Origin of the sequence: Sphingosinicella sp. CPCC 101087 (assembly GCF_004151485.1) — a bacterium.
In the GTDB taxonomy this organism is placed as follows: domain Bacteria; phylum Pseudomonadota; class Alphaproteobacteria; order Sphingomonadales; family Sphingomonadaceae; genus Allosphingosinicella.
The window spans coordinates 343,414-365,053 of the sequence record NZ_SBFF01000002.1; the positions used below are offsets into that span (position 1 = coordinate 343,414).

The 21,640-nt window shown below is 68.1% G+C and carries 19 protein-coding genes and 1 pseudogene; 12 read left to right on the forward strand and 8 right to left on the reverse strand.

Annotated features, from left to right (window positions below; translation table 11 throughout):
- Window positions 1-203: 203 nt before the first annotated feature.
- The 4 genes from EKM57_RS04845 to EKM57_RS04860 all read right to left on the reverse strand — a co-directional run bounded on the left by EKM57_RS04845 (window position 204) and on the right by EKM57_RS04860 (window position 4,494).
- Window positions 204-563: a Rap1a/Tai family immunity protein gene (locus EKM57_RS04845; RefSeq protein WP_129791341.1), complete on the reverse strand. Its 360-nt coding sequence runs from the start codon at window positions 561-563 to the stop codon at window positions 204-206.
- Window positions 564-852: 289 nt separating this feature from the next.
- Window positions 853-1,656, reverse strand: a complete 804-nt coding sequence (locus EKM57_RS04850; RefSeq protein ID WP_129791342.1) for an inositol monophosphatase — start codon at window positions 1,654-1,656, stop codon at window positions 853-855.
- Between the two features lie 79 nt (window positions 1,657-1,735).
- Window positions 1,736-2,122 carry a Cu(I)-responsive transcriptional regulator gene (cueR, locus tag EKM57_RS04855; RefSeq protein WP_129791343.1) on the reverse strand — a complete coding sequence of 129 codons (387 nt, stop codon included), beginning with the start codon at window positions 2,120-2,122 and terminating at the stop codon, window positions 1,736-1,738.
- Window positions 2,119-4,494, reverse strand: coding sequence for a heavy metal translocating P-type ATPase (locus tag EKM57_RS04860; protein WP_129791344.1), 2,376 nt, complete (start codon window positions 4,492-4,494; stop codon window positions 2,119-2,121). The genes cueR and EKM57_RS04860 overlap by 4 nt, the downstream gene beginning before the upstream one ends.
- Before the next feature lie 113 nt (window positions 4,495-4,607).
- Between EKM57_RS04860 and EKM57_RS04865 the strand changes: the two genes are divergently transcribed.
- The 4 genes from EKM57_RS04865 (at window position 4,608) to EKM57_RS04880 (ending at window position 8,344) form a co-directional block, all read left to right on the forward strand.
- Window positions 4,608-4,934 (forward strand): hypothetical protein, encoded by a 327-nt coding sequence (locus EKM57_RS04865; RefSeq protein WP_129791345.1) that lies wholly within the window; start codon window positions 4,608-4,610, stop codon window positions 4,932-4,934.
- 39 nt (window positions 4,935-4,973) lie between these two features.
- Window positions 4,974-5,258, forward strand: coding sequence for a hypothetical protein (locus EKM57_RS04870; protein ID WP_129791346.1), 285 nt, complete (start codon window positions 4,974-4,976; stop codon window positions 5,256-5,258).
- A gap of 87 nt (window positions 5,259-5,345) precedes the next feature.
- The gene (locus tag EKM57_RS04875) at window positions 5,346-7,079 is read left to right on the forward strand and encodes a copper resistance system multicopper oxidase (protein ID WP_129791347.1); all 1,734 of its coding nucleotides are present in this window, start codon (window positions 5,346-5,348) and stop codon (window positions 7,077-7,079) included.
- Complete coding sequence (locus EKM57_RS04880) at window positions 7,076-8,344, forward strand: copper resistance protein B (protein WP_243450888.1); 1,269 nt, start codon at window positions 7,076-7,078, stop codon at window positions 8,342-8,344. The genes EKM57_RS04875 and EKM57_RS04880 overlap by 4 nt, the downstream gene beginning before the upstream one ends.
- A gap of 155 nt (window positions 8,345-8,499) precedes the next feature.
- Here the strand turns inward: EKM57_RS04880 and EKM57_RS04885 are convergent, their stop codons facing one another.
- Window positions 8,500-9,087 (reverse strand): superoxide dismutase family protein, encoded by a 588-nt coding sequence (locus tag EKM57_RS04885; RefSeq protein ID WP_129791349.1) that lies wholly within the window; start codon window positions 9,085-9,087, stop codon window positions 8,500-8,502.
- A gap of 194 nt (window positions 9,088-9,281) precedes the next feature.
- On the opposite strand from EKM57_RS04885, the gene EKM57_RS21770 reads away from it, so the two are divergent.
- The 7 genes from EKM57_RS21770 (at window position 9,282) to EKM57_RS04915 (ending at window position 15,729) form a co-directional block, all read left to right on the forward strand.
- Window positions 9,282-9,446: a hypothetical protein gene (locus tag EKM57_RS21770; protein WP_165357179.1), complete on the forward strand. Its 165-nt coding sequence runs from the start codon at window positions 9,282-9,284 to the stop codon at window positions 9,444-9,446.
- Window positions 9,447-9,728: 282 nt separating this feature from the next.
- On the forward strand, window positions 9,729-11,204 hold the full coding sequence (locus tag EKM57_RS04890) for an aldehyde dehydrogenase family protein (protein ID WP_129791350.1): 1,476 nt from the start codon (window positions 9,729-9,731) through the stop codon (window positions 11,202-11,204).
- Complete coding sequence (locus EKM57_RS04895) at window positions 11,201-12,670, forward strand: carotenoid oxygenase family protein (RefSeq protein ID WP_129791351.1); 1,470 nt, start codon at window positions 11,201-11,203, stop codon at window positions 12,668-12,670. Before EKM57_RS04890 ends, EKM57_RS04895 begins: the two co-directional genes overlap by 4 nt.
- A gap of 24 nt (window positions 12,671-12,694) precedes the next feature.
- Window positions 12,695-13,744 (forward strand): amidohydrolase family protein, encoded by a 1,050-nt coding sequence (locus tag EKM57_RS04900; RefSeq protein ID WP_129791352.1) that lies wholly within the window; start codon window positions 12,695-12,697, stop codon window positions 13,742-13,744.
- Complete coding sequence (locus EKM57_RS04905) at window positions 13,741-14,823, forward strand: aromatic ring-hydroxylating dioxygenase subunit alpha (protein ID WP_129791353.1); 1,083 nt, start codon at window positions 13,741-13,743, stop codon at window positions 14,821-14,823. The genes EKM57_RS04900 and EKM57_RS04905 overlap by 4 nt, the downstream gene beginning before the upstream one ends.
- Entirely contained in the window at window positions 14,820-15,308 is a 489-nt protein-coding gene (locus EKM57_RS04910) for a nuclear transport factor 2 family protein (protein WP_129791354.1), read from the forward strand. The genes EKM57_RS04905 and EKM57_RS04910 overlap by 4 nt, the downstream gene beginning before the upstream one ends.
- Window positions 15,301-15,729: a nuclear transport factor 2 family protein gene (locus EKM57_RS04915; RefSeq protein ID WP_129791355.1), complete on the forward strand. Its 429-nt coding sequence runs from the start codon at window positions 15,301-15,303 to the stop codon at window positions 15,727-15,729. The genes EKM57_RS04910 and EKM57_RS04915 overlap by 8 nt, the downstream gene beginning before the upstream one ends.
- A 37-nt stretch (window positions 15,730-15,766) precedes the next feature.
- Here the strand turns inward: EKM57_RS04915 and EKM57_RS04920 are convergent, their stop codons facing one another.
- Window positions 15,767-16,408 (reverse strand): YitT family protein, encoded by a 642-nt coding sequence (locus tag EKM57_RS04920; RefSeq protein WP_129791356.1) that lies wholly within the window; start codon window positions 16,406-16,408, stop codon window positions 15,767-15,769.
- Window positions 16,409-16,468: 60 nt separating this feature from the next.
- On the opposite strand from EKM57_RS04920, the gene EKM57_RS04925 reads away from it, so the two are divergent.
- Window positions 16,469-17,935 (forward strand): PLP-dependent aminotransferase family protein, encoded by a 1,467-nt coding sequence (locus EKM57_RS04925; RefSeq protein WP_129791357.1) that lies wholly within the window; start codon window positions 16,469-16,471, stop codon window positions 17,933-17,935.
- Between the two features lie 281 nt (window positions 17,936-18,216).
- On the opposite strand, the pseudogene EKM57_RS22755 reads toward EKM57_RS04925, so the two are convergent.
- Window positions 18,217-19,290 (reverse strand): annotated as a pseudogene (locus tag EKM57_RS22755) (spinster family MFS transporter); the annotation flags it as partial.
- Window positions 19,290-21,614 (reverse strand): TonB-dependent receptor, encoded by a 2,325-nt coding sequence (locus tag EKM57_RS04935; protein ID WP_129791358.1) that lies wholly within the window; start codon window positions 21,612-21,614, stop codon window positions 19,290-19,292. The gene EKM57_RS04935 and the pseudogene EKM57_RS22755, both read right to left, overlap by 1 nt.
- Between the last annotated feature and the right edge of the window lie 26 nt (window positions 21,615-21,640).

A 21,640-nucleotide genomic window follows, 5' to 3' on the forward strand; every position in this document is an offset into this window, starting at 1 on the left:
ACCCGTCGCTTGCCGGGGCGGCCTCGAAGAAGGATGCGGCTGACCCGGAACTCGATCGAGCGGGATCGAGCCCGGGCTAAAGGCGTGCGGGCAATTGCCCTGCGTGCGTGAAGAGGCGAGCCGCGCGCTTGTGCATGCGGTCAGCCTAGGGGCAGACGGCGGCAAGTCAAATATAGCCTAGGCCCGGAGGGGCGGATTCGGCCCTAGCGGCTTACCGTCTCCGCCTCCGGCTGCTCGCGGCATTCCAGGCGTTCCGCGAGCGCCTGGCGGACGCCGAGGGCCGCGGCCCGGGGCAGCATGTCCGGATGGCTCTCCAGATAGTCCGTCACCAGCTCGGCCGCCTGGCGATTGTTCAGCGGGGCCGGGCAGAGCAACGGCTCGGCGTCGCGCGAGCCTGCATAGAAGAGGCCGTCGAGAACGCCGGCGACGTACATCGAACATTGGCCGCCATTCGGGCGGCTGCAGATCTCGTAGAGCGACTGACCGGTGAAGAAGGCCGGGATAAGCGGCGGCTGGCCCGCGGCCTGGATGCCGAACAGGAGCAGCAGGGCAGTCGCGGTCATGAGGAGTCCATCCATTGCCTTGGCGTCGCGCCGCGCGGCTGCGCGAGCGCGATCCCGGCGCGATAGTCGGCAGCGGCCGAAGGGAGGCGGCTGCCGGGCGGGGCGGGATCGCCGGGAAGACTATCTTGGCCCGTGCCGCGGCGCAACCGGAGCCGGCCGCCTCGACAGGCCAAATCCTCGCCTGGCCTTGCTTTTCGAGGATGTGGAGTCCGGACTTGCCGTGGTTTGTGGATGGAAGGACTCCGATCGATCCTCGGGTGCAGCAGTCGACCCTCGTCCGAACGCCGGATCAGGCGTTGCCGAGCAAGCGCCGGTGCGCTTCCTCCCAAGCCTCCGGGGTGGAGGCGGCGAGCAGGCCCGAACCGCGGCTCGCGGGCTGGTAAGCGGACCCGTCGGGCCGCACCGCTTTTCCACCCGCTTCCTCGAGGAAGAGCGCCCCGGCAGCATGGTCCCAGGGCAAGGTTCGCCAGTAGAAGACGAAGTCCCGCTCACCCAAAGCGAGCAACGGATAGTCGGCGCCCGCGCATTTGAGCATGGGCAGCAGCTCGCCGCCGGCTCTTGCCCGCCTCACCACCTCTTGCTCCATCGCCGCCGGCATGAAGCGACCGATCGATCCGCGCAGCGCCGTGCCCGGCCGATGCGGCGGCGCGACGAGGCGCTCTCCGCCAAGCCAGGCGCCGGCGCCGCGCTCGGCGCGGGCGAGGCGGCCGGAAAGCGGATCGAGCATCCAACCCGCCACCGTCGTCCCGTCGCGAAGCAGGGCGACCATGACCGCGAAAACCTCTTCGCCCGCGGCGAAGTTGGAGGTGCCGTCGAGCGGGTCGACCAACCAGACCAACCCCTGATCCAGTCCCTCCATCAAGGCCGGATCGACGGCGCAGGCTTCCTCGCCGACGACGCGGGCGCCCTCGATCAGGCCGGCGAGGCCCGCCGTGAGGATCGCCTCGGAATCGCGGTCGGCGGCGGTGACGAGCTCGCCCGGAGACTTCTCCTCCACCTCATGTTCCGCGAGCAGACGAAAACGCGGCAGGATGGCGCGGTCGGCCGCTTCGCGCATCAGCGCTTCGACGCGCTCGAGGGGGTCACGGTTCATGGCGCTGGTCTCGGCCTCCTCCGCATGGCGTGCCTGCTTGCAGGGCGGATTCCGGCTTGTCCATCCACGGCGTGCGTGATCATTCGGAGGCGAGGCCGTCGAGGATCGGGCAGTCGGGCTTGTCGTCTCCATGGCAGGCGTCGATCAGGCGGTTCAAGGTCCGCTCCATCTCGCGCAATTCAGCGATTTTCGACCGGATCTGGGCGAGATGGCGCTCTGCCGCCTCGCGCACGTCCGCGCTCGAGCGCGTGCGATCCCGATACAGCGCGAGCAGGCGGCGGCACTCCTCGATGCTGAACCCAAGGGCACGCGCCCGGGCGACGAAGCGGAGTTCGTGTACGTCGCGCTCGGCATAATCGCGATAGTCATTGTCGCGCCTCGCCGGTGTCATCAGGCCTATCTGTTCATAATAGCGGATCGTCTTCGCCGGCAGGCCGGAGCGTCGCGACGCTTCGCCGATATTCATGCGTCTCCCTCCAGGCCGAGACCGCGAAGCCTCAGCGCATTTCCGATCACCGACACGGACGAAAGGCTCATTGCGAGCGCAGCAATCATCGGGCTGAGCAGGATTCCGAACAGGGGATAGAGCAATCCTGCCGCGACCGGTACGCCGAGCGCATTGTAGCCGAAGGCGAAGATGAGGTTCTGCCGGATGTTGCGCGTCACCGCACGGGACAGGCGCCGTGCGCGCACCAGCCCGGCCAGGTCCCCCTTTATTAGCGTGACGTCGGCGCTCTCGACGGCGACATCCGCGCCGGTGCCCATCGCGATCCCGATATCGGCCCGCGCCAGCGCCGGGGCGTCGTTGACGCCGTCTCCCGCCATGGCGACCGTGCGGCCTTCCTCGCGCAGCCGCGCCACGGCCGCATCCTTGTCCTGGGGCAGCACGTCGGCGACCACCTCGTCTATGCCCAGCCGGCGCGCCACCGCTTCGGCCGTGCGGCGATTGTCGCCGGTCAGCATGATGATCCGCAACCCCTCCCGATGCAGCGCCGCGATCGCCGCCCCGGCGCTCGGCTTGATCCGGTCGGCGACGGCAACGAGCCCGGCCGCTCGGCCGTCGATGGCGACGAACATCACCGTTGCCCCGTCATCGCGATGCGCTCCCGCAAGAGCGTCCAGAGCCGCGACGTCGGCGCCTTCGTCGGTCAACAGGGCCGCATTGCCGACCGCGATCCGCTGCCCCCCGATCGTTCCGGTGATGCCCTTGCCCGCGACCGACGCGAAGGTGAGCACGTCCTCCAGCGCGAGGCCCTTTTCCTCCGCCCCGGCGAGGATGGCCTGGGCAAGCGGATGGGCGCTGCGACTTTCGAGCGACGCGGCGAGCGTCAGGATGCGATCCTCGCCGCCGGCCTGGGCGGCTTCGACGGAGACCAGCGCCGGCCTGCCCTCGGTCAGGGTCCCCGTCTTGTCGACGACCAACGTGTCGACCGCCGCGAACCGCTCCAGCGCCTCGGCATTCTTGATGAGCACGCCGTTCTGCGCGCCCTTGCCGACGCCGACCATGATCGACATCGGCGTCGCCAGCCCGAGCGCGCAGGGGCAGGCGATGATCAGCACCGATACCGACGCGACGAGAGCGAAGGGCAGGCTGGGCGCCGGGGCAGCGAACGACCAGAAGATGAAGGCTGCAACCGCCACCGCGATGACGCTGGGCACGAACCAGGCGGCGACCCTGTCGACCCGGCGCTGGATGGGCGCCTGGCTGCGCTGCGCTTGCGCGACCATCTGCACGATTCGGGCGAGCATCGTCTCGGCGCCGACGCGCTCGGCGGTCATGACGAAGCTGCCGTCACCATTGATCGAGCCGCCGGTGACGAGGTCGGACGGCGACTTTTCGACCGGCAGCGGCTCGCCGGTCAGCATCGATTCGTCAATGGCCGAGCTGCCTTCGGTGACCTTCCCGTCCACCGGCACCTTCTCCCCGGGCTTCACCCGGAGGCGGTCGCCGACTTGAACCAGATCGAGCGGGATCGTCCGCTCGCCGCCGTCCGCCACCAGGTGCGCCGTCTTGGGGGCGAGATCGAGCAAGGCACGGATCGCCGATCCGGTCTGCTCGCGGGCGCGCAACTCCAGCACCTGGCCGAGCAGCACCAGTGTGACGATCACCGCCGCCGCCTCGAAGTAGAGCCCGACCCCGCCATGCGCGTCGCGCACGGCCGGCGGGAAGATTTGCGGCGCGAGCGCGCCGATCACCGAATAGGTCCAGGCGATGCCCGTGCCCACGGCAATGAGAGTGAACATGTTGAGGTGGCGCGATACCAGGCTGTGCCACCCGCGCACGAAGAAGGGCCAGCCGCCCCAAAGCACGACCGGCGTCGCCAGCACGAGTTCGGTCAAGTCGAGCGAGCGCGCTCCGATCGCGTCGACCGTCGCCGGCCAGAAATGGCGGAGCATGACCATGACGAACAGCGGCGCCGTGAGCAGAGCGGAGACGATGAAGCGTCGCCGCATGTCCCGAAATTCCTCGGAAGGCTCCTGCGTCGACGCAAACGTCTTCGGCTCGAGCGCCATGCCGCAGATCGGACAAGCGCCGGGACCGAATTGTTCGATCTCGGGATGCATCGGACAGGTATAGACGGCGTCCTCGGCCACTTTCTGCGGCTGCGGGCGGGGCCGATCTTGTCCAATGAACAGCTCGGGGCGGGATTCGAACCGGTCGCGGCATTTGGCCGAGCAGAAATGATAATCCTCACCGTCGAACCGCGCGTGGTGGGGAGTCGTCGCCGGATCCACGGTCATTCCGCAGACCGGATCCGTCGCGAGGTGTTGCCGTTGCGACGGCTCCGCTTGGGCCGGTTCGTGATGGGCATGCGCGTGACAATCGTTCTTCGGCATTCGGTCTTCCAATTCAGACTCTTGCAGACGAACCGCGAGATGGGGATTCCAGCAGCTGGAAGGTCAAGGGGCTTGTTGAAAAGCGGATGGCGGCGGCATAGGTTGCAAGCTCCATGTCCCGTTACCTGCTGTCGATCATCGCGCTCTTCGCCCTCCTGGTCGCGCCGATCGGCATGATCGGCGGGACGGCCATGGCGATGCCGCATCACCAGCCGCAGGCTGCTGCCGTCCATTGCGCCGGAGCGCCCGCGCCGGACCATCGCGGCGACGAGGACCGGACGGCGATCGACTGCATGATCGCCTGTGCGGGAGTGCCGGCCATTCCGCCTTCCGCGCCGTCCGCCGTGGCGCCGGCCGCGGTCAGTCCGGACGAAGCGCCGTTGCGCTCGCTTCACGGCCTGCAGCCTGAAGCCGCAACGCCGCCTCCCCGATTCTCCTGAACGAACAGAGACAGACCCTCTTTTTCGACGGAGATTGGAATGAAGACCTTCATCGCTGCGATGGCGCTCGCCATCGCCTTTCCCGCCGTTGCCCAGGCTCAGCCGCTGGGCGCCCAGCCGCTGCCCCAGCACGCCCAGCATGGCGGGCAGGCGCACGGCCAGGCCGCCGGGCATCGCGGGCAGGAGCAGCATCGCCAGCAGCAGGGCCATGCTTGCGCCTGCTGCGCCCGTGACGGAAATGCCGGCGCCGAACGGCACCGCCAGGGCCATGTCGAAGGGCAGGGCAGCGAGCCCCGTCTTTCGGCCGACCAGCCCGCCCGGTAACGACGGATCGGAGGGCGGCGGCCGGGTCGCCGCCCTTCACCCGGCCAGAATGGAAGCGGCGCCCGACGCAGCCGCTGAGAGAGACTTATGATCGATTCACGATTGACCCGCCGAGGCCTGCTCGGCGCCGCCGCACTGGGCGGGATCGGCCTTGCCTGGCCGGGCCTGCTGCCCGCCTGGGCACGGACCGGAAGTCACGGCATCGCGGCAAAGGATTTTGCCACGCTCACCGGCCAGGAGATTGCCTTGGCCGTCGCGAACAGCGCCTTCACCGTCGACGGCCGAAGGGGGCATGCGGTGACGATCAACGGAACCTTGCCCGCACCGCTCCTGCGCCTGCGCGAAGGGCAGAATGTGCGCCTCGCCGTCACGAACCACCTCGACGAGGACACGTCGATCCACTGGCACGGGCTGCTCGTTCCCTTCACGATGGACGGCGTACCCGGCGTGAGCTTCCCAGGCATCCGCCCGCACGAGACTTTCGTCTATGAATTTCCGGTCCGGCAGAGCGGGACCTATTGGTATCACAGCCATTCGGGCCTGCAGGAGCAGCAGGGCCATTACGGCCCGATCGTGATCGATCCGGCGGGTGAGGATCCCGTCGCGGCAGACCGCGAACATGTCGTCCTGCTGTCGGACTGGAGCTTCCTCCATCCGCACCAGATCTTCAGCCGCCTGAAGCAGGAGGGCGGCTTCTTCAACCGGCAGCGCCTGACCCTGCTCGGCGCGCGCGAGGGCGAGCCGCGGCTGAGCCGGGAGGACAGGGAGATGTTCGCGAGGGCACGCATGGACCCGACCGACATCGCCGACGTCACCGCCGCCGCCTACACTTATCTGATCAACGGCCATTCGCCGGACGAGAATTGGACCGGGCTGTTCCGGCCCGGCGAGCGGGTGCGGCTGCGCATCATCAACGCGGCGGCGATGACCATCTTCAACCTTCGCATCCCGGACCTGCCGCTGACCGTCGTCGGAACCGACGGGCAGCTCGTACGCCCGGTCGAGGTGGACGAGCTTCAGATCGCGCCGGCCGAGACATACGACCTCGTGGTGACGCCCGCCGCGGACCGTGCCTTCACGATCGTCGCGGAATCGATCGACCGGTCCGGCCTGGCGCGCGCCACCCTGGCGCCGCGTCTAGGCATGGTCGCGCCCGTCCCGCCGCTGCGCGAGCGTCCTCTGCTCGGCATGGCCGACATGGGAATGGGCGGCATGGATCATGGCTCGGGTCACGGCGGCGGCCACGGCGCCGCCGCGGGGCACGACATGGACATGCGTGACGAAAGCCGGGTCGGCTTTCCGGTTGGCGTCGGCGTCGACATGATCGCGCCGAACCCGGTGGACCGGACGGGGGATCCGGGAATAGGCCTGGAGAATGTCGGCCATCGGGTGCTCACCTATCGCGACCTCGTCGCGCTGACCCCCAATCGCGACAGCCGTCCGCCGAGCCGCACCGTCGATGTGCATCTGACCGGGAACATGGAGCGATTCATGTGGTCGTTCGACGGGGTCAAGTTCAGCGAGGGCGCCGAACCGATCCGCTTCGCGCGCGACGAGCGGGTGCGGGTCCGGCTGATCAACGACACGATGATGTCGCACCCGATCCATCTCCACGGTCATTTCTTCGAGATCGTCAACGGACACGGACCGCACCAGCCGCTCAAGCACACCGTCAACGTGCTGCCGGGCAGCGTCACCGCCTTCGACGTCACCGCCGACGCACCCGGCGACTGGGCCTTCCACTGCCACCTCCTGCTCCACATGCACGCGGGCATGATGCGGGTGGTTACGGTTCGGCCGCTCGGCGGAGAGGCAGCATGAAACCGATGATCTTCTTGTTGGCGGCGACCGCCTTGTCCGCCCCGGCCTTGGCCCAATCCGCGCCCGCCACGGCGCAGGCTGATCGAGGGGTGGGGCCCCCGCAGCCGGCGGACCCGCATGCCGGCCATGAGACGCCCGCCGATCCTCATGCCGGCCATGACATGGCGGCGGATCATGACCAAGGACAGGCCGACCCGCATGCCGGTCACTCAATGCCGGCGAACCCTCAGGCCCAGCCCCCGACAACGCCCCCGGAACGGCCGGATTCCCATGCCGGCCATGAGGCGCCCGCCGATCCGCACGCAGGCCATGACATGGGCGCCGATCATGGCGAGGGACAGACCGGTCCCCATGCCGGTCACGCCATGCCGGCGGAGCCTCCGGCCCAGTTCCCGGCCTCCTCCACGGCACGGCCGGATCCGCATGCCGGCCATTCGATGCCGGAGGGTCACGGCGCGCACGGCCCGGCCCAGGCCGACCCGCATGCCGGGCACGTCATGCCGGCGGCCCCGGCGCCCGCTCCGGCCGCGCCGCCGGCCGAGGCCCATTCGGGTCCCGTACACGCCGCCGATTCGGTCTTCGGCGAGGCGCGCATGGCCGCCGCGCGCGAAGCGCTGCGCGAGACTCACGGCGATGTTCGAACGTCTCGGCTGCTCATCGACCGGTTCGAGGCGCGCCTCCGCGACGGTGACGACGGCTACCTGTGGGACGCGCAATTCTGGTGGGGCGGCGACGTCGACAAGCTATGGCTGAAGACTGAAGGCGAGGGAGTCTTCGATCGAGGTGTCGAGTCGGCCGAGGTCCAGGGACTGTGGAGCCGGGCGATCGACCCCTGGTTCGATCTCCAAGTCGGCGTGCGCCACGACTTCCGGCCTGCGCCAGACCGTACCCATCTGGTTGTCGGTTTCCAAGGGCTGGCACCTTATTGGTTTGAAATCGATGGCGCTCTCTTCCTCTCCCACGAAGGAGAAGTCAGCGCCCGCCTGGAGGCTGAATACGACTTGCGCCTGACCCCGCGCCTGATCGCGCAACCGCAAGCGGAGCTTGAACTCGCCGCCCAGGACATGCCCGAGCTCGGTGTTGGTGCCGGCCTTTCCACCGCCGAACTGGGGCTGCGGCTGCGCTACGAAATCGCGCCGGAATTCGCCCCCTATGTCGGCATTGCCTATGAGCGGGCCTTCGGCGACACCGCGGACTACTGGCGTGCCGAGGGCGAGGATGCCGGCGGCTGGTCCTTGCTCCTCGGTCTGAGGGCTTGGTTCTAGGCCCTGCAGGGGGCCGCCTTATGGCTCCTCGCATGCGCGCCTGAGAATGCCGCGGCGATCGGGCCGCTACGCCGAACATCCGCAAGCGTCCGCGCGGGGAACTTTCATCCGGCGACACGGTCCGATTCCGCCGAATCGGATCGTGCCGTCCGCATTCAGCCTGCGGCGAACACCCCGCAGGCGATGCGGTCGCCGCTATTGCCGGACGGGTCCGTCCTCTGGTCGTCCGCCGACGCGTGGATCACCATCGCCGATCCGTCGTCATCGGAAAGGCCTTCAAGGGTCCCGCCAACCAGCTGATATTCCATGCTGCCGCGGCCATCTTCGCCGACCACCAGATTGGGCATGTCTCCGGCATGCTGCCCTTGCGGATTCTCCAGACCATGCTGCCTCTCGGCCGGATTCCAATGCCCCCCAGCGCTTTCGAAGCCCGGGGCGTCGCACTGGCCGGTCATGTGGACATGGGCGCCATGCTGGCCCGGCGGGAGCCCTTCGACGCTCAAGGACAACATGATGCCGCCCTCACCGGCGGTTGCAGTGGCGGTTCCCGCAGCCGCGCCCTCGGCGGTCTGCAGCGTCGCGACCGCCTGCCTGGCCGTTCCGGAATCGCCGATGTCGTTCGACGCCATTCCATTATCGGGCGACCCCACCGCCTCGTTTCCGGCTTCCTGCGTCGTGTCGGGCGCTCCGCAACCGCTCAGCCCGACCGCCAGGGCGAGTGCCATCCAGCCTGATCTGTTCATCGTCGACTCCGCTTCGTTGTGGCCCGCAAACAATCTATCGGGCGCCCAGTTCGTTCCGTTTCACGCCCGATTCGATCCCACTAGCCTCGGGCCAATGGATGACGCAACCTTCGCAAAGGCCCGGCAAGGCGTCACCGCAGCCCCGCGACTGAAGCGCGGCAGGAACCCCCGGCCCAGCCGGCAGTTGCCGGTCCATGGAGCCGAACGAAGAATTCGACCGCTCCGCGACGCACAAGGCCGAAGACGTCCGCGGCGGCGAGATCATTCTCCGTACGCGGCGCCGGCGCGTGATCTTCATCGCCGGGCTGGTCGGCTTCGCGCGGCTTGCCGTGAGATTGCGCTTGGCAGCAGCGATCTGAGTTCGGCCGCGACCCGCATTGCTCTCGATCGCCTTCGGCGCGTCGCGCCTGAGCCGAGTCTGCCCGGGCGCGACCGGGTCGTTGGCCGGGATGGCGGCTCACTTCAGGGTCCCGCACGCCCGGGAGATCCAATCCGCCTCCGCATGACCGCGTTGCGTGCCGGATATACCGTGTCCCGTCGCCAGGAAGCTTGACTCGCGAGGCGGGAAAGATAGGACGACGTCATACGAATTTCGCGCCGATCATTAGGTTTCGGTGACGACGAAATCGAGGAGTGGACGAATGGCGGACGCAGAGCAACGCCTGATCCCCGTGCGCAATCCGCGCACCGGCGCGGTCGATTTCCAGCTCAAGGTTTCACCGCCCGAGGAAGTCGCCGCCAAGGCCGCCCGGCTGCGCGCGAATCAGAAAGCCTGGGCGGCGCGGACGACTGCCGAGCGCGTGGCCGTCATGCGGCGCTGGCTGGAAGCGGTCTCCCGCAAGGCGCAGGCGCTCGCCGAGGCGGACGCGGTCGATACCGGCGGCTGCCACACCTCCTATCTCCAGGGTTTCATCACCATGGGGAATATCGGCGGCTGGATCGAGGATGCCGAGGCCGCGCTCGACCGGGCCCTCTACGAAGGGCCGTCCAGGTCGATGCCGACCGTGGAGGTGCGCTCGCAGCTCGTTCCCTATCCGCTGGTCGGCATCATCTCGCCCTGGAACGCGCCGATGATGCTGGCCTTGCTCGACGCCGTGCCGGCGCTGTTCGCGGGCTCGGCGGTGCTGCTGAAGCCGTCCGAGGTCACGCCGCGCTTCGTCGAGCCCCTCTTCGAGACGGTCGCGGAGGTGCCCGAGCTGGCGGCGGTGTTCGACCATGTGATGGGCGACGGGCGCACCGGTCAGGACCTGATCGCCAATGCCGACCTGGTCTGCTTCACCGGCAGCGTGCCGACCGGACGCAAGGTCGCCGTCGCCTGCGCCGAGCGGTTGATCCCCTGCTTCCTCGAGCTTGGCGGCAAGGATCCGGCGATCGTGACCGCGTCCGCCGACCTCGACCGCGCCGCCACTTCGGTCCTGCGCGGTGCCGTCCATGCCACCGGCCAGGTCTGCTTCTCGGTCGAACGCATCTATGTCGACGCGTCCGCGCATGACGATTTCGTCGCCTTGCTCGTCGAGAAGGCGGGCAAGGTCCGTCTCAACAGCGACGATCCGCGCGCCGGCCATCTCCATCCGTTCACCTTCGCGCCTCAGGCTGAAATCGTGGCGAGCCATGTTGCCGACGCCGTGGCGAAAGGCGCCCGGGTGCTGACCGGTGGCCAGGTCGAGACGATCGGCGGCGGCCTCTACATGCGGCCGACCGTGATCGTCGACGTGGCCCACGACATGACGATCATGCGCGACGAAACGTTCGGGCCGATCCTGCCGGTGATGCGCTACCAAACGATCGACGAGGCGGTGGCGCTCGCCAACGACACCGCTTTCGGCCTCACCGCCTCCGTCATCGCCGGCAGCGAGGAAGAGGCGCTGCCGATCGCGCGCCGGGTGAATGCCGGTGCCGTCTTCATTCAGGACACCTTCCTCACCTTCGGCAAGAACCGCACCGTCGGCACCCATTCGTTCGGCTGGTCGGGCCTGGGTGGCTCGCGCACCGGCCCGGAGTCGATCCTGCGTTTCGTGCGCCGCAAGGCGCTGATGACGCAGCATGGCCCCGTGGCCGACATTCTCGACGATCACCACCTAGGAAAGCCGGGCCAGCCCGGCGGAGCGAAACGATGACGCAGCCGATCCGATTTCCCGAAATCCAGCTCTATTCGGGCTGGGGCGAGCCGATGCGCACCGAGTGCACGATCGATGCGCTCGAGATCGTTCAGGGCGAGATCCCGGCCGGTCTCGAGGGCACGCTCTACCGCAACGGCGCCGACCGCCAATATCCGTCGGGACGGGACGACGACATCTTCATCGACGGCGAGGGCATGTTCCACATGTTCCGCTTCGGCGGCGGCCAGGTGGATTATAAGTGCCGCTGGGTCCGCACGGCGCGCTTCGAGGTCCAGGAGCAAGCGCGGCGCGGCCTGTTCGGACGCTATCGCAACACCTTCACCAACGATCCGTCGGTCCAGGGCGTGCACATGGGCACGGCGAACACGACCGCCATGTTCCACGCCGGCCATCTCTACGCCCTCAAGGAGGACGATCTCCCCTATGAGGTCGATCCGGACACGCTGGCGACGATCGGCAGGACCGACATGCAAGGGCAGATCGGCGCGACCCGATTCACCGCCCATCCCAAGGTCGACCCCATCTCCAACGAGCTGCTCGGCTTCGCCTACCAGGCGCGCGGCGACGGAACGAAGGACATCGCTTATTATCTGTTCGACAAGGACGGCCGGAAGATCAAGGAAATCTGGTTCGAGATGCCCTATGCGGCCTGCGTCCACGATTTCGCCGTCACCGACGAATGGATCGTCTTGCCCTTCTTCCCGCTGATCACCGACATGGACGCGGTGAAGGCGGGCGGCTCCTTCTTCCAGTGGCACCCCGACGAGGAGACGGTGATCGCGCTCGTCCCGCGCTACGGCGATGCGGAAGGCATACGCTGGTTCCGGGGCCCCGCGACGAGCGCCGGGCACATGATGAACGCCTATCGCGATGGATCGAAGATCCACCTCGACGTGTGCCTGTACGAAGGCAATTGCTTTCCGTTCTTCACGACCCCGTCGGGAGAGACGACCGAGCCGGTTCCGCCCTTCCTCACCCGGATCACGATGGACCTGTCGCGCAACGACGATGCGTTCGGCAAGCGGCGGCTCTGCAACGTCCCGTCGGAAATGCCGCGCACGGACGATCGCTACCAGGGGCGACCCTACCGCCAGGGCTACATGATCGTCTATCGCTCGGCCGACGGCTCCAGCTCGATCGGCCGGATCGACCAGGAGACCGGCGCGCTCGACGTCTGGTCGCCGGGGCCGGGCGATACGGTCCAGGAATGCCAGTTCGTCCCGCGCACGCCGGACAGCCCGGAAGGCGATGGCTGGCTGCTCGTGCCCGTGGGGCGGGTGTCGAAGGTCCGAAGCGACCTCGTCATCCTCGATGCGCAGAACCTGGCCGCAGGGCCGGTCGCGACGGTCAAGCTGCCGGTCCGCGTGCGCTCCACTTTCCACGGGACCTGGGTGCCGGCGGACACGCTGAAGACGGGGCTCTATCCCTACAGTCTGGGGGCGGGGACGGCTCAACCTTCCTGACGAACACGAGAAAGAGGAGAAGGCATGGCGGCGAAATTCCGGAAGATCGCGACCGAGGAGGCCTTCTCGATACCGGAGGTCGCCGAGTCGCTGCGCGACGTCGCCCGCTCTCCGAGCCAGAGCCTGGATCGGGTGCTGGTCAAGGGCATCTACGACAGCGACACGCCCGGCAAGGGCTATGACGCTCTCAACTTCCTCGGCGGCCTGCTCGACGTCGAGGAGCGCCGGCTTGCCCAGATGGACGAGTTCGGCGTCGACATGCATCTCCTGTCGCTCACCGCGCCGGGGGTGCAGATGTTCGATGCCGACACCGCCACCGATCTCGCCGCATTGGCCAACGACCGGCTTGCAGACATCTGCGCCCGCCATCCCACCCGTTTCGCCGGTCTCGCCAGCTTCGCGCCGCAGAGCCCGAAGCGGGCGGCGAAGGAGATGGAGCGGGCGATCAACGAGCTGAAGCTCAACGGCTTCATCCTCAACAGCCACACCAACGACGAATATCTCGACGACCCGAAATATTGGCCGGTGCTCGAGGCCGCCGAGGCGTTGGGCGCCTGCATCTACATCCATCCGCGCGCCGCCTCCTACGGGTTCAAGGGCCCGCTTCAGGATTACGGCCTGGACTCGGCGATGTGGGGCTATGGCATGGAAACCGGCACCCATGCGGTCCGGATGATGGTCTCCGGCCTGTTCGATCGATTCCCGAAGCTCACCATCTGCCTCGGGCATATGGGGGAGGCGATCCCCTTCTGGCTGTGGCGCCTCAACTTCATGAACAGCCGCGCCCAGGCCGGCGGGCGGTCTCCGAAGACCGAGCTCAGCATGGAGGAATATTTCCTTCGCAATTTCGTGATCACGACGAGCGGCGTCGAGGACCATCTCGCGCTCGATTACGCGATCCGGAAGCTCGGCGCGGACAATGTGCTCTGGGCAATCGACTATCCCTATCAGCCGATGGCTCCCGCCGTCGAATTCATGGAAAGCGCCCCGGTCGACGACGAGACCAAGGCCAAACTCTTCCATCGCAACGCCGAACGCGTCTTCCGGATCGCGCCTGCGGAGGCGGTGCAATGACCTATCTCCGTAATGCCTGGTACATGGCCGGCTGGGACCGCGACTTCGCGCCCGAGACGCCCAAAGCGGAGACGATCCTCGGCGAGCCGATCGTCCTCTATCGGACGGAAAGCGGGACCGCCGCGCTGGCGGATCGCTGCGTGCATCGGCTGGCGCCGCTTTCCCTCGGGCGGTGCGAGGGGAAGAATCTGCGCTGCATGTATCACGGTCTGCTGTTCGATCCGTCGGGTATGTGCATCGAGATTCCGGGCCAGGAGGTGATCCCGAAGGCGGCGCGCGTCCGGGCCTATCCGGTGGTCGAGCGGCACGCGGGCGTCTGGATCTGGATGGGCGATCCGGCGCTCGCCGACGAGGCTCTGATCCCGCCCTTCGTCGGCTATCGCGACTCGGCCTGGGCGATGGAGCCGGGGCGCATTGACTATCAGGCGCCGGCCAGGCTCATCCACGACAATCTGCTCGACCTCAGCCATATCGCTTATGTCCACCTGAACAGCTTTTCAGGCGGCAACCCGGCATCGGGGCGGGGCTGGATCGACGCGGACACGATCTACACCACGCTGCCGCGCGGCGTTCGGGTTTCGCGCTGGATGAAGGGAATGCCGCCGTCCGCCGCCGGGCCGGCGCCGGGGCAGGTGAAGGCCGGCGAGGCGATGGACGTGTGGACCTCGTACGATTTTCTCGCGCCCGGAATCTTCCTGCAGAAGACTCAGCGTTACCGCAGCGGTGCCTATGAGGTGGGGGAGGATGGCGGACCGCGCGGCGGCGAGACTCTCTTCGAAACCTTCACCTGCCAGGCGGTCACGCCCCTCACCGAGAAGACGGCCTGCTACTTCTTCGCCTACGGGCCCTGGTCGCGCGAATCGGAGCGCAAGGCCTTCTTCGCCGATCTCGGCCGCCGTGCCTTCGAGGAGGACCGGCAGATGATCGAGGCGCAGCACCGGACCATCCAGGCGACCGAGGCGCCGCGGATGATGCCGATGGCGATGGACAAGGCCGTGCTCACTTATGCCGGCGTCCTGAAGCGGCTGCTGCGCGAGGAGGCGGAGGCGGGCGGACGCGCTGTCGCCGAAGTCGCATGAGCCGATCGCCGAGCCGCCGGGAGCTGCTCGCCGCGGGCGGCGCGATGCTGACGCTGGGCCCGGCGCTGGCAAAGGCGCAGGCACCGCAATTGCCGGGAACGCGCCCCTGGTTCGACGCCTATCTCGAAGCCTTCAATGCCCGCGATTATGCCGGCTTCTCCGCTTTCTACGCCCCGGGCCTGCGTTTCTTCGGCCAAGCGGCGACGCTGGAGGGGGCCGCGGCGGTGGTGGATTTCTATCGCAAGGTCCATGCCCGGATCGACGAGAAGGTCGAATTGCTGACCTTCGTGAGCGGCGGCTCCGCGCGGATCGCGGCCGAGCTCCGCACCACCTTGGTCGCGCGCGAGGACTGGCCCGATTTCCCGACCGGCGCGCTGATCCGTGGTCAGCGGCGGCAGAGCCTCAATTTCGCGATGTACGATATCGAGGACGGCCGTTTCGTCCGTATTCGCTCGGCCCGGTTCCGCAGGCTCGACGATGGCTGAGCCGCAGGCCGAGGTCGCGCGCTTCCGCGACTATATCGCCGCCTTCAACCGACACGATTATGCCGCTCTGATCGGCTACTACCATCCCGACATCGTCCTGGTGATCGGCAACGGTACTCAGCTCGAAGGTCGGCAGGCGATCGTCGATTTCTACAGCGAAGTGAACGATGCCACGACCCGGGAGATCGAGATCGTCCAGGCCTTCGCGGACGGCGAGGTGCTTGCCGCGGAGCTGCGGTCGGAATTCCTGGCGCTTCGCGACGCGCCCGACTTCACCTCGGGTCCCATGGCTCGGGGCGATCGGCTCTTCATCAACAGCTTCGCCCTCTACGATCTGCGCGACGGGCTTTATGCGCGCATCCGTGCCGCTGTTTTCCGCCGCGAATGGCGCCGGGTCGGCCAGTCGGAGGCGGCTCGCTGATCCGCGTCGATAGCTCGGAATTTGAACCGCTTCTCTCTCACTCGGCGGGGCAGGTCTTCGCCTCGGCCAGCTCGCCCGCCCGGGTGGCGGGGGCCTCGTCGGATCCTCGGATCGTGAAGAACGGCAGCGTCACGTGCACGATCGGTCCGATGGCCAGCGCATAGAGCAGGGTACCGACGCCGACCGTGCCACCGAGCATCCAGCCGATAGCGAGGACCGAGAGTTCGATCCCGGTCCGCACGACTCGGACCGACCCGCCGGTGCGGGCGACGATTCCCGTCATCAGCCCGTCGCGGGGCCCCGGCCCGAGCCCGGCGCCGATATAGGCGCCGCTGGCCACGCCGATGATCAGGATGCCGCCGAGGAGGAAGGCGACTCGGAGCGTAAGCGATTGGAGGTCCGGTATCAGCCAGAGCCCGAGATCTGCGGCGAGGCCAATGACGAAGATGTTGCTGACGGTCCCGATGCCGGGCCGCTGGCGCATCGGGATCCAGAGGAGCAGCACGACCGCACCGGTGATGATCACGACCGTGCCGAAGCTGAGCGACAATCGATCGGCGAGCCCCTGGTGGAACACGTCCCACGGATCGAGGCCGAGATCCGCCCGGATCAGCAGGGCCATCGACAGACCGTAGAACAGCAGCCCCACATAAAGCTGGACGAGGCGGCGGGTCATCATGCGACGCGGATCGCAGGAAATGGCCTTGAATGTAAGGTCCACTTTGCCGACACTGGCTTTGTGACTCGGCGAAAGATCGGTGCAGCGTCCCTGGTGCGGCTGCTGGGGCAATGGCGGCTGGCGAGCCGTGGGCTGCCCGCTTATCGTCAGCTCGCCGACGCGTTGCGCCTCCTGATCCTCGACGGACGGCTCGGACTCGACATGCGGCTCCCGGGGGAGCGGCAGCTGGCGGAGGCGCTCGGCCTCAGCCGCACTACCTTGAGCTCGGCCTTCGCCGCGCTTCGCGAGGAGGGATTTCTCGCCAGCCGCCACGGTGCAGGGAGCGTCACGTCGCTGCCGGGAAGGTCGGGGGCAGTGCCGCCGGAGCCGCCGCAGGACGGCGCGCTCGGCCGAGGCATGATCGACTTCTCGATCGCGGCGCTTCCGGCCGGCGAGGCGGTGCATCGCGCCTATGTCGACGCGATGTCCGCCCTGCCGGCACACCTGCCGGGCACGGGATACGAGCCTGTCGGCCTCCCGGAGCTGCGGGCGGCGGTGGCCGAGCTCTACGCAGCGCGCGGGGTACCGACGCACCCGGACGAAATCATGATCACCCACGGTGCGCAGCACGGCTTCGCGCTCGTCCTGCGGCTGCTGACCGGCCCCGGCGACCGCGTCGTGATCGATCATCCCACCTATCCGCTCGCCATCGACGCCATTGGCCGGGCTTCATGCCGCGCGGTTCCGGTTGCGCTTCCCGCTCAAGGGTGGGACGTGGATGCGCTCGTCGCGGCGCTGCGCCAGACGGCCCCGCGCCTGGCCTATCTGCAGCCCGATTTCCACAACCCGACCGGGCGCTGCATGGACGCGGGCACCAGGGGGGCGGTCGCCGAGGCGGCCGCCCGGGCGCACACGTCGGTAGTGGTCGACGAGACGATGGCCGACATGTGGCTCGAAGCGCCGCCCCCGCCGCCTTTGTCCCGCTTCGACCGGGCCGGACGCGTGATCGCCTTGGGATCGACCGGCAAGACCTTCTGGGGAGGGCTGCGCGTCGGCTGGATCCGGGCCGATGCGCAGGTCATCGCCGCGCTCGCCCGGGCGCGCGCCTCGCTCGACCTCGGCACACCGGTCTTGGAGCAGCTGGCGGTTGCGTCATTGCTCCGGGCGCCCGACGAGCCGCTGGCGCGGCGCCGCGCCACGCTGTGCGAGCGCCGGGACCTTGTCATTGAGCTGGCCCGGCGCCTGATGCCGGAATGGTCGTTGCCCAGGCCGGAGGGAGGGCTGTGCCTTTGGGCCGAGCTGCCCTTCCCCTGCGCGACGCCGCTTGCCGCGGCGGCGGAGGCGTGCGGAGTTCGGATCGGCGCAGGCCCCAGGTTCGGAATCGAGGGCGCGTTCGAGCGGTTCGTGCGGCTTCCGTTCACGCTCGAGCCCGAGCTGCTGGAGTCGGCGATGGAGCGGCTCGCCGCGGCCTGGCGCCTGGTCCGCGAGCCGGCAGGGCGCCGGTCCGCCTCCGCGGAGGGTGCGACCCGGCTCGAGCCCGTTATCTGACGGTCAGGCCGCCGCCGCGTATCTCTCGCCGGCCCGTGCCGCCATGAGATAATGGACTCCGGCCCAGGCGTAGAGCGGCGTCGAGGCGATGAAGGCGTGGCGCAGGCCGATGCCGGCAACTTCGACGCAGGCCGGGCTTGCCGATCCCGGCGGGCAGACGAGGCCCGGGCGCTGCAGCAGCTCCCAGCCCGCGAAAGGTCGCTGAGGAAGCCTATCAGCGTCGGGGCCAGCGACAAGGCGACGGCGTTCACCACGAGCATGTAGATGGCGATGGTCGAAGCGCGGGTGCGGGCGGTCGCCAGGTTCTGGACGATGGCGAGGCCGGGTCCGTAATGCAGGAGCAGGCAGATTCCGGCGGCGACGACCAGCGCGATGTTCAGCGTCAGTCCCGAAGTGGTGAATGCGGCGATGTAGAGCGGTGCGGCGAGGAAGAGGCCGATGGCCGGGATGCCGGCATACCAGCGAAGGTCTCGCCGTCCGAGCCGGTCCGCGAGCCAGCCGCCGATCAGCAGGCCGCCGCCCACCGAGACGAAGGTGACGAGACCGTAGATCATTCCGGCCAGGGAGAATGGGAGTCCGTGGACGCGCACGAAATAGACGCCGAGGAACTGGCCGAGCCCGTGCAGCCCGAAGCCGGCGAGCGTTCCGCCGGCAAGGACGTGGCGGAAGACCGGATCGGCGAAGACCTGACGCGCGACATGGCGCAGCGGCGGAACCTCGTCGGCCTGCTCAGCCTCGGCATGGCCGCGTGGGGGCTCGCGCAGCGTCAGGAAGACGAGCAAGGCGATCAGCACGCCCGGCGCGCCCATGATGACGAATGCCCAGCGCCAGCCGATCGACTGGGCGATCATGCCGCCCGCCATGGCGCCGATGAGCGCGCCGAACGGGACGCCGAGCATCACGATCGAGGTCGCGAAGGCGCGGCGGTCGCGCTTGAAATGATCGCCGAGCAATGAGGTGGCGGGCGACATGAAGCCGGCCTCGCCTACGCCGACCGCGATCCGCATCAGCAGCAGCTGGGCGAAATTGGCGGCGGCGCCGCAGACCATCGTTGCTGCCGACCACAGAAAGGTCGCGGCGGCGATGATGTTCACCCGGCTGCGCCGTTCCGCCAGCCGCGCGAACGGGATGCCCAGCACCGAATAGAGCAAGGCGAAGCTCAGCCCCTGGAGCAGCCCGAGCTGAAGGTCGTTGAGGCCCAGGTCCCGCCGCAGCGGCTCGGCGACGGCGCCGACCACCGAGCGGTCGGCATAGTTGATCGCGCAGACGATCAGCAGGACCGTCAGCAGCCAGCCGCGATAGGCGCGGGAGAAACGTTCGCTCGCAGGCGGCGGCGCCGCGACGGCTGCGTCCATCAGAATCCCGCCCTGAGTGTCACGCCATAGGTCCGCGGCGCGCGGATGTTGGCGTAGAACAGGGTCGGATCGCCACCCGCCGCCACGCCGCGCGAGAAGGCGTAGCGGCCGCCGCCGGTATGGATGGCTTCCTTGGTCAGGTTCCGGCCCCACAAGGTGATCGTATAGCCGTCGGTGGATTCGAAGCTGATGTCGGCATTGAGCGCGACATAGCCTTCGTCGCGGCCCGACTCGATGAAGTCGGGCGACAGATACTGGCCGCTGGCGAATTGGAGGTCGGCGCCCGCGACGATCCGATGGCCGGCGCCGATGTCGAACCGATGCTCGTAGCCGGCGCTGCCGGACCATTTCGGCGCGCGCACGAGCGGCATGCCCGAGCAGTCGACGCTCTGCTGCGAATCGGTGAGCAGGGCTGGCGGCACCGGCACGCCGGGCGGCAAAGGCGGGTTGTCGTTGAGCGTATAGGGCCTGACCGGCCCCAGCGTGCAGCCGGTGGCTTCCGCAGGATAGCTGTTGACGAAACCGGGGAAGGGTGGGGCGATCGGCGGGCTGTAAACGTCGTAGACGAACCGGTCATAATTGGTGTGCAGATATTCCGCCGCGGCGCGGAAAGTGCCCTGTCGGGTCGGCCTCCAGACCAGGTCGACGCTGGCGCCGTAGAGCGTGGCCCGGCCCGCATTGGTGGTGAGCAGGCCGGTCGTGCCCGACGGCGTGGCGCCCAGGAACCGTTCCTGCTTGTCCCGATACTTCCAGTAGAATCCCTCGAGGTTCAGCTGGAGCGTGTTGCCGAAGAACCGGTTGCGCGAGCCGACGGTGAAGGCGGTCAGCGTTTCCGGTTCGAAGTCGTTGTTCGGCGCCGGCACCGAGGGGAAGAAGCCGCCCGATTTGTATCCGCGCGCCGCGGTCGCAAACAACATGTTCTCGGGGCCCGCATCATATTCGACGCCGGCTCGCCAGCTTATGTCGTCGAAGGTGCGCCGGCCTTCATTGTCGATCGTCGCGACGGTCGGAAGGAAGGCGTTGGTGAAACCGCCCTGGCGCTTGCGGTCCTCGGAATAGCGCAGCCCGCCGATCACCCGGAAGCGGTCGGTGAGGCTGTAGGTCGCTTCGCCGAACGCCGCCCAGCTGCGCGTGTCTAGCGTGGTGTCGACGATGCTGCGCTGGATCGGGAGCGCCTGGAGCTCGTAGAGCTGGGTCTGGTCCTCGTCGAAATAATAGACGCCCGCGACCCATTTCAGCCGGTCGCCGTCATTGCCGAGCCGAAGCTCGTAGCTCTGCTGCTGGGAGGTCTCCTGCGTGTCGAAACGGAAACCTGGCGTATAGGTCAGGTAGCTCGCCCGCGTGTCGCGATACGCCGGGATGAAGGTGAGCGTGGCCGCGCCCAGGTCGATGTTCAGCTCGGCGCTGACCGCCCACACGTCGATGTCGTTGAAGCCGTCATCGCGGATCCGCGTGCCGCCGGGGATGAAGGCGGTCGGCGGCTGCTGCACGTCTCCGACCGATGGTCCTTCCCAGGGGTCGTCGGGCACCGGGGTCAGGGTCGAGCGCTTGACCGTCGCCGCGCCCTGGCTGTCGACGCTGACATATTCGCCGGTCACCAGCAGGTCGATATTGTGCGCGGGCCGCCACAGAGCGGACAGCCGGCCGGCGATACTGTGCTCGTCGTCATAGCCGTCGCTCAGATAGCCGTCGCGGTCGCTATATTGCACGGCGGCGCGCACCGCGAAGGTGTCGCTGCCGCCGCCGATCGCGCCGGTCAGGCGGACGAGGTCGTGATTGCCGATGTCGATGCTGGCTTCGCCGGAAATGCCGGCCTCGGGCCGCCGGGTGATCAGGTTGATCGCGCCGCCGGTCGCGTTCCGGCCGTAGAGCGTGCCCTGCGGGCCTTTCAGCACCTCGACCCGCTCGAGGTCGAAGAAGATCGGGCCGATGCCGTTCGGGCGGGAGATGTAGACGCCGTTGATGTTGTAGGCGATCGCCGATTCCGCCGCCGCGTCGGTCGCGAAGCTGCCGACCCCGCGCAAATAGGTCTGCGTGGTGCCGCCGCCGAGGCTGACGGTAAGCCCGGGAACGACCGCACCCAGGTCGGTTGCCTGCGTGACTCCCGCCTCTGCCAGGCTGTCGCCGCCGAGCACGGAGATCGACAGCGACGAATCCTGCACCGATTCCGCCCGGCGCGACGCCGTGACGATGATATCTTCCACACCGTCCTGCCGGGCCGCCGCACCCGCCTCTTCCGCACCCGGTGGCGCTTCGGCCTGCTGGGCGTGCGCGGCCGTCTCGGTCAAGGCGGCCAGGCTTGCCATCAGGAGCAGATATTTCATGGTCTTTCCATCCCTCGGATTGATCT

Excerpts from the sequence above, each read along its gene's own strand:
- EKM57_RS04845 (WP_129791341.1), bottom strand. The coding sequence starts at position 563 with ATGACCGCGACTGCCCTGCTGCTCCTGTTCGGCATCCAGGCCGCGGGC.
- EKM57_RS04850 (WP_129791342.1), bottom strand. The coding sequence starts at position 1,656 with ATGAACCGTGACCCCCTCGAGCGCGTCGAAGCGCTGATGCGCGAAGCG.
- cueR (WP_129791343.1), bottom strand. The coding sequence starts at position 2,122 with ATGAATATCGGCGAAGCGTCGCGACGCTCCGGCCTGCCGGCGAAGACG.
- EKM57_RS04860 (WP_129791344.1), bottom strand. The coding sequence starts at position 4,494 with ATGCCGAAGAACGATTGTCACGCGCATGCCCATCACGAACCGGCCCAA.
- EKM57_RS04865 (WP_129791345.1), top strand. The coding sequence starts at position 4,608 with ATGTCCCGTTACCTGCTGTCGATCATCGCGCTCTTCGCCCTCCTGGTC.
- EKM57_RS04870 (WP_129791346.1), top strand. The coding sequence starts at position 4,974 with ATGAAGACCTTCATCGCTGCGATGGCGCTCGCCATCGCCTTTCCCGCC.
- EKM57_RS04875 (WP_129791347.1), top strand. The coding sequence starts at position 5,346 with ATGATCGATTCACGATTGACCCGCCGAGGCCTGCTCGGCGCCGCCGCA.
- EKM57_RS04880 (WP_243450888.1), top strand. The coding sequence starts at position 7,076 with ATGAAACCGATGATCTTCTTGTTGGCGGCGACCGCCTTGTCCGCCCCG.
- EKM57_RS04885 (WP_129791349.1), bottom strand. The coding sequence starts at position 9,087 with ATGAACAGATCAGGCTGGATGGCACTCGCCCTGGCGGTCGGGCTGAGC.
- EKM57_RS21770 (WP_165357179.1), top strand. The coding sequence starts at position 9,282 with ATGGAGCCGAACGAAGAATTCGACCGCTCCGCGACGCACAAGGCCGAA.
- EKM57_RS04890 (WP_129791350.1), top strand. The coding sequence starts at position 9,729 with ATGGCGGACGCAGAGCAACGCCTGATCCCCGTGCGCAATCCGCGCACC.
- EKM57_RS04895 (WP_129791351.1), top strand. The coding sequence starts at position 11,201 with ATGACGCAGCCGATCCGATTTCCCGAAATCCAGCTCTATTCGGGCTGG.
- EKM57_RS04900 (WP_129791352.1), top strand. The coding sequence starts at position 12,695 with ATGGCGGCGAAATTCCGGAAGATCGCGACCGAGGAGGCCTTCTCGATA.
- EKM57_RS04905 (WP_129791353.1), top strand. The coding sequence starts at position 13,741 with ATGACCTATCTCCGTAATGCCTGGTACATGGCCGGCTGGGACCGCGAC.
- EKM57_RS04910 (WP_129791354.1), top strand. The coding sequence starts at position 14,820 with ATGAGCCGATCGCCGAGCCGCCGGGAGCTGCTCGCCGCGGGCGGCGCG.
- EKM57_RS04915 (WP_129791355.1), top strand. The coding sequence starts at position 15,301 with ATGGCTGAGCCGCAGGCCGAGGTCGCGCGCTTCCGCGACTATATCGCC.
- EKM57_RS04920 (WP_129791356.1), bottom strand. The coding sequence starts at position 16,408 with ATGATGACCCGCCGCCTCGTCCAGCTTTATGTGGGGCTGCTGTTCTAC.
- EKM57_RS04935 (WP_129791358.1), bottom strand. The coding sequence starts at position 21,614 with ATGAAATATCTGCTCCTGATGGCAAGCCTGGCCGCCTTGACCGAGACG.